The sequence below is a fragment of the Psychrobacillus sp. genome (assembly GCF_056205495.1).
This window is the reverse complement of record NZ_JBAEAP010000170.1, coordinates 1-9,338: the sequence shown is the minus strand read 5'-3', so window position 1 is coordinate 9,338 and position 9,338 is coordinate 1. Positions and strand designations below refer to the sequence as shown.

Below are 9,338 nucleotides of genomic sequence, written 5' to 3'. Positions count from 1 at the left end.
AGTTAGTTGTGGACGAACCATTCGAGCAAGCTTAGAATTCTCAAAGCTAATAATTTCGATATCATTAGGAACGTTTAATCCACTATCCTGCGCTCCGTGAATAAGCCCGATTGCTAGTTCGTCACTTCCAGCGAAAAATGCTGTCGGTGGATTTTCTAATTTTCTTAGCTGCTCCCACGCTATTAAACCGTCGTCATACGTGTTATCGACACCTACTATTAACTCCTCATCTACATCGATACCTGCATTTTCTAACGCCTCTTCATAACCTGCTAGCTTAAAGTCACGATTAATAGGAGAAGAAATAGAACCCGATATAAAAGCGATCCTATTGTGTCCATTTTGGATTAGTCGATTCACTGCATCGATAGCTGCCTCACGATACTCTATATTTACAGAAGGGAAAGAATTCGAATGCTCTACGGTGCCTGCTAAAACAACTGGCACATTTGAACGGTTCATCTCATGTAGCATTTCCTCTGAAATATAGTCACTCATCATAACGACACCATCTACCTGTTTACTTAAGAGGGTCGTCAATAACTGAACTTCTTTTTCTTCCTGTTGATCCGAATTGGTTAAGATTATATTATAGCGATACATCGTAGCAATATCCTCTATCCCTCGAACAAGCTCGGCATAGAACACGTTTGAAATATCAGGAATAATAACCCCTACCGTTTTTGTTTTCTTACTTGCCAAGCCTCTTGCCACTGCGTTTGGTCGGTAATCTAGTCGTTCAATCACAGCCAATACCTTTTGTCGAGTTGCAGGTTTTACGTTTTGATTGCCATTAACTACACGGGAAACAGTGGCCATCGATACGTTTGCTTCTCTGGCTACATCATAAATAGTGATAGTCATTGTATTCCCTCCTTTACTTATCTAATTTATAGTATATATGTAAATAATACTTTATATCCTTAATAACTTTCAATTATATAATAAAACCGACTCTTATTTAGAGTCGGTTTTGTGTCAATTTATGCGTGAATCTCATGATTTTTCATGAATTTTTGGATGGAATCATAAAACTCATCAAATTGTTTTAAGTTCATCTGTTGAGCAGCATCAGATAATGCTACCGCTGGGTCTGGATGTACTTCAGCCATTACCCCGTCTGCACCAATGGCAATTGCTGCTTTAGCGGCTGGTAAAAGAATATCACGACGTCCAGTGGAATGTGTTACATCTACAAATACCGGCAAGTGTGTTTCTTGTTTTAAGATTGGCACTGCAGAGATATCTAAGGTGTTTCTAGTAGCTCTTTCATATGTGCGGATACCACGTTCACATAGGATGATTTGATCGTTTCCTTGTGACATAATATATTCTGCAGCATGGATAAACTCATCTAACGTAGCTGCAATCCCTCGTTTTAAAAGGATTGGCTTATTAATTTGTCCAACTGCTTTTAATAGCTCAAAGTTTTGCATATTACGCGCTCCGACCTGTACGACATCTACATAGTCAAGTGCCTCATCTAAATGACCTGGAGTCACAATTTCAGAAACAACAGCTAATCCAAATTCTTCAGAAATTTGTTTTAAGATCTTTAACCCTTCTAATCCAAGTCCTTGGAAATCGTAAGGAGATGTACGTGGTTTGTATGCTCCACCGCGAATAAGCTTTAGACCTTTAGATTGGATTGCAGCAGCAACCTCTGCAACCTGTGTATATGATTCTACAGCACATGGACCAAATACAAATGATGGTGCCCCTGTACCAATTTGTTCACCGTTAATCGTTACGATTGTGTCCTCTGATTTCTTTTTACGAGAAACAAGAAGTGCTTTTTTCTGATCATCGACTTGTAATTCTAGAGCCGTTTTAAAAATTTCTTTAAAAATATGCTCCACAGTAGATTGTGGTAAAGGACCATCATTGTGTTCTTTAAGATGATCTAGCATATGTCTTTCACGAAGAGGATCATATCTATTAACACCTTGCTTTTCTTTTACTCTACCTATTTCTTGTACTACTCCTGCTCTTTCATTGATCAAACGTAAAATTTCTACATTGACCTCATCAACTCGGCTTCGTAAAGCCTCTAAATCCATTTGATTCATAGATATTTCTCCTTTCGTTTCAGCTACGACTCTTTCTATCGCCTGAAAATTGTGATACATTTTAAGATATAAAATATATTATAATCAATTAATCTAAGAATGTCACGCTTTTTATTTTAGCGATTCAACTCGCTAAAGTGTTTTATCCAACAAAGGAAGTGAGAACTTGTCATCAACCCTATTTGCATTAGATATTGGAACCCGTTCGGTAGTAGGTATTATTTTAGAGGAACGAGATGAGTCTTTCCATGTGGTAGACATCCTCGTAGAAGAACATAAGGAACGTGCGATGCTGGATGGTCAAATACATAATGTGCTCAAAGTTGCTGAAGTTATACAGTCTATAAAAGAAAAGCTAGAAGAAAAGCATGGTCCCCTAGAGAAGGTAAGTGTGGCCGCTGCTGGACGTGCTCTAAAAACAGAACAAGCTAAAGTGAAAATGGATATAAAAAATCGTCCAATTTTCTCTGAAGAGGACGTGAGCAGGCTGGAACTCTCTGCAGTGCAGCATGCACAGAATAGTTTGGTGCATCCTGATATCGATAAACAATCCAGCCATTACTATTGTGTTGGCTACAGTGTACTTTATTACAGATTAGATGGTGATGAAATCGGCAGCCTAGTTGACCAGCAAGGCGATGAGGCTTCAGTAGAAGTAATTGCTACCTTCCTACCCAGAGTAGTTGTAGAGTCCCTTATATCTGCTTTAAAGCGTGCAAATCTTGAGATGGAAGCATTAACACTTGAGCCAATTGCTGCTATTAATGTTTTAATCCCTCCTTCTATGCGACGACTGAACGTAGCACTAGTGGATATTGGGGCAGGAACATCAGATATCGCTATAACTGATTTTGGAACTGTCGTTGCTTACGGCATGGTTCCGTATGCTGGAGATGAAATCACGGAAGCATTAAGTGAGCATTATTTGTTAGACTTCCCTCTTGCTGAAAAAGCTAAACGAGCGATTAATAATAATGAATACATACAAATTCAGGACATACTTGGTTTTGAACAGGACGTACCAAAAGATGAGGTAATTGCAGCCTTAAAACCTACGATCACAGAACTTGCTAGTGAAATATCAAAAGAAATTTTACGGTTAAATAATAATCGTTCACCAAAGGCTGTCATGCTTGTAGGTGGGGGTAGCTTAACACCTACCATTACCACTTCGCTGGAACAAGCTTTAAGTCTGCCGGCTAACCGAGTTGCTGTAAGAGGTATTGATGCGATACAAAATTTAACGAAGGAAGAACATATCCCTGTCTCTCCTGAGCTAGTTACACCAATTGGAATTGCTATTGCTGCAAAAAAGTCTCCTATTCAGTATATGTCAGTAAAAGTGAACGAGCAGGTTGTTCGTTTATTTGAATTGAAGGAAATGACTGTGGGTGATGCACTTTTAGCAGCAAATATCTCTACGAGAAAGCTATATGGGAGACCCGGAGTGGCCTTATCTATTCAACTGAACAACCAAACAATCCATATTCCTGGTGGTCATGGTCAGGCTGCAATAGTCAAAGTGAATGGCTTGGAAGCTAATACGAAAACAATTATTAAAAATTTGGACATCATAGAGTTAATGGAAGGTAAGGATGGAACTCCAGGAACTGCGACCGTACGAGACCTACTTGATGAGGCAGTAGCTCAATCCTTTAGCTTTGAAGGAGAAACTCATATAGTAGAGCCAAGGATTTTTATCAACGGGGTACCATCTTCCGCTGACACTGAATTGAAGGAAAGAGACAAAATTACTATAGAGACTGTTCAAACAGTCGAACAGCTTTTACATTCTATTCGTAAAGAAATGTATATTCATAGGTTAAAACCATACACCATAACGATAAATGAAAAGAATCATTATATCCCCACTTTAACTCCTACACTTCTCATTAACGGAGTAAAAGGAAAACTGGAAAGTCCCATAAAGGACAATGATGTAATCACAATTAGCTCTAGTGAAGCCCCGACTTTGGAAATGCTAGCTAATGCTAATGCATTAGATAAAAAATTAGATGCTCAAATAGAAATCACCTTTCAAAACGAAAAAGTAAAACTTTATAAGGAGTGCTCAGTTGTTAAGATCGGAGAAGTCACAATTCATGCAAATGATGTCGTGCGTACTGGTTCAACACTTGTATGGGAAGAAATAAATACTTCCCCTTGGATTTTCCAGGACGTTTTTCGATTCTCGGAGTGGACCCTTCCCGAGAATGCCGGCTCTTTTCAAATCTTAAGAAATGGACAGCCCTCTCGATTTGATGAAGAAATTTTCGGTGGGGATCATTTAGAAATACTCTTTAATTAGTGGAGAAAATATTATGGTTGGCTTAAATCCCTATAAAAACACAAAAGTGAAATTGCGATATGCAATTTCACTTTTTGTATGGCATGAGATTAAATATCTCCGGCCTATCTTTATTTTGTTGTATTAGTTTTAGAATCTGAAGTTTCTTCTGCAATTGCTTCTTTAATAGCTTCCGCTACAGCTGTTGCGTTTTCTTCTTCATCTGTTAGCTCTTCTGTCGTTTTAGAAATGGTTTCCATGAATTCCATTGGCTCTTCGCCCTCGGAAGAAGCAGTGCCATCATCTAATGGAGAAGCAGGAGCACCTTTAATATTTTTCACTTTTTCTACAAGCTGTCCAGATTGCTCCTGTAGCTGTTTAGATAGCTGAGTTGTTTTCTCTTTAGCAGTGGAAGAAAGATCCATTGTTTTATCCTTCAATTGACCTGCTTGTGTGCTTAACGTACCACGAAGCTCAGTTCCAGTCTTTGGTGCTAATAATAGAGCAGTTGTAGCACCGATAATACCACCGATCACTACACCCATGATAAAGTCTTTACCGTTTACTTCCTCGTCCTTATACACATTGTGACGACTCTCGTTATAGGAAGGCATTGGTGGATAGCTAGGCTGTCCTTGGCGATCATACGAAGATTGGTTTGCATAGTACTCTTGATTAAATTTTGCATCATTGTAATTTGGTTTGTTTGATTCGTAATTTGTCATATTCCATTCCTCCAGTAAGATTATTTTACATTATCTTTTTCAAATGTATAAAAGCCTGCTTGCTCCATTGCTTTTCGCTCTTTCCATTTGTCGCGGATACCTAAGAAAATACTACTCCACTGAACAACCTGAGCGATTTTATCTTCGTTTTTTTCTACCTCTGTTGTAACAGAAGTAGATAAACGTTGAATCGAATTGTTGAAGCCATTAACAGATACTCCTACGTTCTTAACTGCATCTACCACAGTATTTAGCTTTTCAGATTTATCTTGAATATCTACAGCTAATTCATTCGTTTTATGCAAAAGCTCTGCTGTTTCTTTTGTCACATTTTGTAAATGCGTTTCTAAGCCATCCAATGTTTCTGCAACATTGTTTAAGGTCTTTTTCACGGAAGACAAAGTTACCGCCAGGCTTATACATAAGATTAAAAAAGCAATGGCTGCTACAATTGCTGCTATGTATAAAAGATTTTCCATGTGGACACTCCCCATTTCTTGTTATGTAATATTTTTACCCCAAATGAATCAAACTAAACTTCTTACTCTATATACTATACTACTTTTTTTTGAAAACTCCTCTAAAAAATGCTTAATCTACATAAGAGATTAAGCATTTTTATTAACTATTTAGTTTTTTTTCAAATGCTTGTTGATATTTTTGGACATCTCCTGCGCCCATAAACATATACACCGCATTTTCATGATTTAGTAATTGCTCCACGTTGTCTTCCTGAAGGATGTGACTACCTTCTATAAGATCACCTAGCGTTTCAATCGTTAATGTACCGGTATTTTCTCTAGCAGAGCCAAATATATCACATAGGTATACTTCATCAGCCAGGCTTAAGCTTTCCTTAAATTCATTTAAGAATTTTTGTGTTCTAGTGTACGTATGAGGCTGGAATATTACTACAAGCTCTCTGTCCGGATACTTTTGACGTGCTCCTTGGATCGTTACTGAAATTTCTGTAGGATGATGAGCATAGTCATCAATTATCACACGATTTTCTATAACAGTCTCAGTGAAACGGCGTTTTACACCCTCAAATGACTCCAAGCCGCTCTGAATTACCTCTGCAGGTACTCCTTCATAATGGCAAAGAGAAATAACCGAAAGTGAGTTTAAAATAACATGATCCCCGTACATTGGGATGGTAAAGCGATGATAGAACTCGTTTCTTACAAATACGTCAAAGGAAGTACCCTCTGTCGTCTTTTCAATATTACGAGCAGCAAAATCGTTGTGTTCGCCAAAGCCGTAGTAGACTACTGGCACAGATGCTTTAATACGTTGAAGATGAGCATCATCTCCACACGCTATAATACATTTCTTAACCTGCATAGCCATTTCCTGAAAAGCGTTAAATACGTCTTCAATATCGCTAAAATAATCTGGATGATCAAAATCGATATTTGTCATAATCGCATAATCTGGGCTATATGCCAAGAAATGTCTGCGATACTCACAAGCTTCAAATACAAAATTAGAGGCGTCTTCAACCCCTTTACCTGTACCATCACCAATTAGATACGCCGTTGGACTATAACCACTTAAAACATGCGCCAGAAGCCCTGTCGTTGATGTTTTACCGTGAGCACCAGTGACAGCTATGGATGTAAACTGATTCATATATTCTCCTAAGAATTTATGATAACGGATTACTTCCACTCCTAATTCCTTCGCTTTGACAATCTCTGGGTGAGTATCAGGGAATGCGTTCCCAGCGATGATTGTCATACCTTCTGAAATGTTATTCTCATCAAAAAGCAACACATTTATATTGCGTTCATGTAATGGTTTTTCGGTAAAAAAGTACTTTTCAATATCTGATCCTTGCACTTCATGACCTTCATCATGAAGGATTTGTGCTAACGGGCTCATACCCGATCCTTTAATCCCTGTAAAATGATACTTTGTCATACGTTGTAAACCTCCTGGGATTATTCCCACTTATATACATTGTCTAAACGTTCGTCTATTAGACGTATTCCCCATTATATCACTTTTTAGTACGTAATATTAATAAATATATTTAACTAAAAATTTGGTCTAAAGTGTCGTTTTTCAGTAACACTTCTCTCGCCTTACTGCCTCTTTGCTCCGAAATGAATCCAGCCTCATGCATAGCATCGATTAGTCTAGCCGCTCGGTTATAGCCTAAATGGAATTTTCTTTGAAGCAAGGACGTTGAAGCAGTGCCCTGTTCTACAACAAATCGGCAGGCTTCCTCAAATAAATCATCTTGCTCTGCTGCGACCTCAGATTTCTGAATTAACTCATCCTGCTCAAATATATATTCAGGAGTACCTTGACTTCTAGCAAATTCAATAACACTTTCAATTTCCTCATCTGTTACATAGGTACCTTGAATACGGACAGGACTTGACATACCATTTCCTTGATATAGCATATCCCCGCGACCAAGCAATCGTTCGGCACCCTGTTGATCCAAAATAGTACGTGAATCAATTTGAGAAGATACCGAAAAAGCAATTCGAGTCGGTATATTCGCTTTTATCAAACCTGTTATGACATCCACTGAAGGACGTTGAGTTGCCAAAACGAGATGTATACCACAGGCTCTAGCTTTCTGTGCAATACGACATATAGCATCCTCTACCTCTGTTGGCGCCATCATCATTAAATCTGCCAACTCATCTATAACGATTACTAGGTATGGCAGTTTTTGAGCAAACTGTCTTTTTTCAGTTGCCAAAGTATTATATCTGCTAATGTCACGTACACCAATATGAGCAAATAACTGATAACGTCGTTCCATCTCCTCGACTGCCCATTTAAGTGCTGCCGTTGCTGCCTTAACATCTGTAATAACTGGGCTCACTAAATGAGGAATATGGTTAAATGGAGCAAGCTCTACCATTTTTGGGTCAATTAACAATAACTTAAGCTCATTAGGTGTTGCTTTATAAAGGAGGCTTACAAGTAAGGAATTAATAAATACGGATTTCCCTGATCCTGTTGCACCTGCAATTAAACCATGTGGCATTTTTCTTAAATCAATAGTCACTGGTTTACCAGTCAAATCTAAACCAAGCGCTGATTCTAAAGGAGAATCTGATTCCTTAAAGACATCTGTATTAAGTACCTCCGAGATTCGAACAGCACGTGATTTTCTATTAGGTATTTCAATACCAATAGAACGCTTCCCCGGAATAGGAGCTTGTATACGAATATCCTTAGCAGCTAGTGCAAGCTTTAAATCATCTGCCAGGTTACGGATTTTACTAACCTTCGTACCATGTCCAACTGTGATTTCAAACTGTGTAACTGCTGGACCTTGGACCATTTGGACAATCTCTCCACTTACTTGAAAGTACGAAAGTGCTTCTACTAATGTAAAAGCTTGATTTTCCATCCATTCTTTATCCTCATCCTTAATTTCGGGTGGTAACAGGTAACTAAAGGAAGGTTTTTCATACGTAGATTGAGGTTCCTCCTCTAATGGTGGATTAACAGCAATTGTTTCCTCAATGACTACTTTTTCCTGTGTAGGAGCTTCCATTGGTTTTTCTTCCACGACGGTACGGTTAGATGAAGGACTTTGATAAAGTGGGATTATTTTATTTTCTAGTTTATTCAACTTTTCCTTATCTGACTTCAGCATCAATACATTAAAAGGTCTAATTTTTTCTTTTGACTTAGTTTCAGTGACTTTAACGTCTTCTTGTTGTGGTTGCAGTTTCTCTACTTCCATATATTGTGGCTGATTTTCGTCCTCTAATACCTGTTCTTTAAGGTCATCTACTTCAACTTCTTGTTCTCGCACTTCCTCTAATGGAACTTCTATAACCGATGAAGGAGAATCTAGTATTTCAACAGCATCTTCTTTCTCTAATACTTCTGTAGCTGCTATCATTTCCACCGCTTGTTGTTCTTCTTCTTCTTTTAAAGTAGGAACATAGCTTTCTACTTCGTTATTCATCGGCTCAAGATCATCTTTTTTACCTTGTTGCTCTAAATCAGAAACAGCATTTTCTTTTATATTGTCAGTTTCCATCTCCAATATTTCGTCTGTGGTTGTTACCATTTCCACCGCTTGCTCTTTTTCTTTTGGTGTAGGTACATAACTTTCTACTTCTATACTCGTTGACGTTGGTTCTTCTTTTATAGTAAGTTCGTTTAAAATAGGAACTTCTGGCTCTACAGTCACATCACTTTTTTCTTGCTCATATAATTCTGTAGTCGTTACCAATTGTTCCGGTTTTTCTTCTTTTAAAATAGGAACGATTGGTT

At 38.1% G+C, this 9,338-nt stretch carries 7 protein-coding genes; 1 reads left to right on the top strand and 6 read right to left on the bottom strand.

What is annotated here, in order from left to right; genetic code table 11:
• On the bottom strand, positions 1–864 hold an 864-nt coding region (locus AC06OU_RS05090), incomplete at its 3' end, for a substrate-binding domain-containing protein (protein WP_475854396.1).
• A 119-nt stretch (positions 865–983) separates the two neighbouring features.
• Entirely contained in the window at positions 984–2,069 is a 1,086-nt protein-coding gene (locus AC06OU_RS05085) for a bifunctional 3-deoxy-7-phosphoheptulonate synthase/chorismate mutase (protein ID WP_475854395.1), read from the bottom strand.
• Between the two features lie 166 nt (positions 2,070–2,235).
• Between AC06OU_RS05085 and AC06OU_RS05080 the strand changes: the two genes are divergently transcribed.
• On the top strand, positions 2,236–4,377 hold the full coding sequence (locus AC06OU_RS05080; RefSeq protein WP_475854393.1) for a cell division protein FtsA: 2,142 nt from the start codon (positions 2,236–2,238) through the stop codon (positions 4,375–4,377).
• 110 nt (positions 4,378–4,487) lie between these two features.
• On the opposite strand, the gene AC06OU_RS05075 is transcribed toward AC06OU_RS05080, so the two are convergent.
• From AC06OU_RS05075 to AC06OU_RS05060, 4 genes are all read right to left on the bottom strand, one after another.
• Complete coding sequence (locus AC06OU_RS05075) at positions 4,488–5,081, bottom strand: YtxH domain-containing protein (RefSeq protein WP_251556315.1); 594 nt, start codon at positions 5,079–5,081, stop codon at positions 4,488–4,490.
• Between the two features lie 20 nt (positions 5,082–5,101).
• Positions 5,102–5,560, bottom strand: a complete 459-nt coding sequence (locus AC06OU_RS05070) for a DUF948 domain-containing protein (protein WP_169360024.1) — start codon at positions 5,558–5,560, stop codon at positions 5,102–5,104.
• A gap of 142 nt (positions 5,561–5,702) precedes the next feature.
• Entirely contained in the window at positions 5,703–7,004 is a 1,302-nt protein-coding gene (murC, locus tag AC06OU_RS05065) for a UDP-N-acetylmuramate--L-alanine ligase (RefSeq protein ID WP_475854390.1), read from the bottom strand.
• 112 nt (positions 7,005–7,116) lie between these two features.
• A partial coding sequence (locus tag AC06OU_RS05060; protein WP_475854388.1) for a DNA translocase FtsK occupies positions 7,117–9,338 on the bottom strand: 2,222 nt, incomplete at its 5' end.

What these genes read in the sequence shown, in the direction of transcription:
- AC06OU_RS05085 (WP_475854395.1), bottom strand. Translation starts at nt 2,069, where the DNA reads ATGAATCAAATGGATTTAGAGGCTTTACGAAGCCGAGTTGATGAGGTC.
- AC06OU_RS05075 (WP_251556315.1), bottom strand. Translation starts at nt 5,081, where the DNA reads ATGACAAATTACGAATCAAACAAACCAAATTACAATGATGCAAAATTT.
- AC06OU_RS05070 (WP_169360024.1), bottom strand. Translation starts at nt 5,560, where the DNA reads ATGGAAAATCTTTTATACATAGCAGCAATTGTAGCAGCCATTGCTTTT.
- murC (WP_475854390.1), bottom strand. Translation starts at nt 7,004, where the DNA reads ATGACAAAGTATCATTTTACAGGGATTAAAGGATCGGGTATGAGCCCG.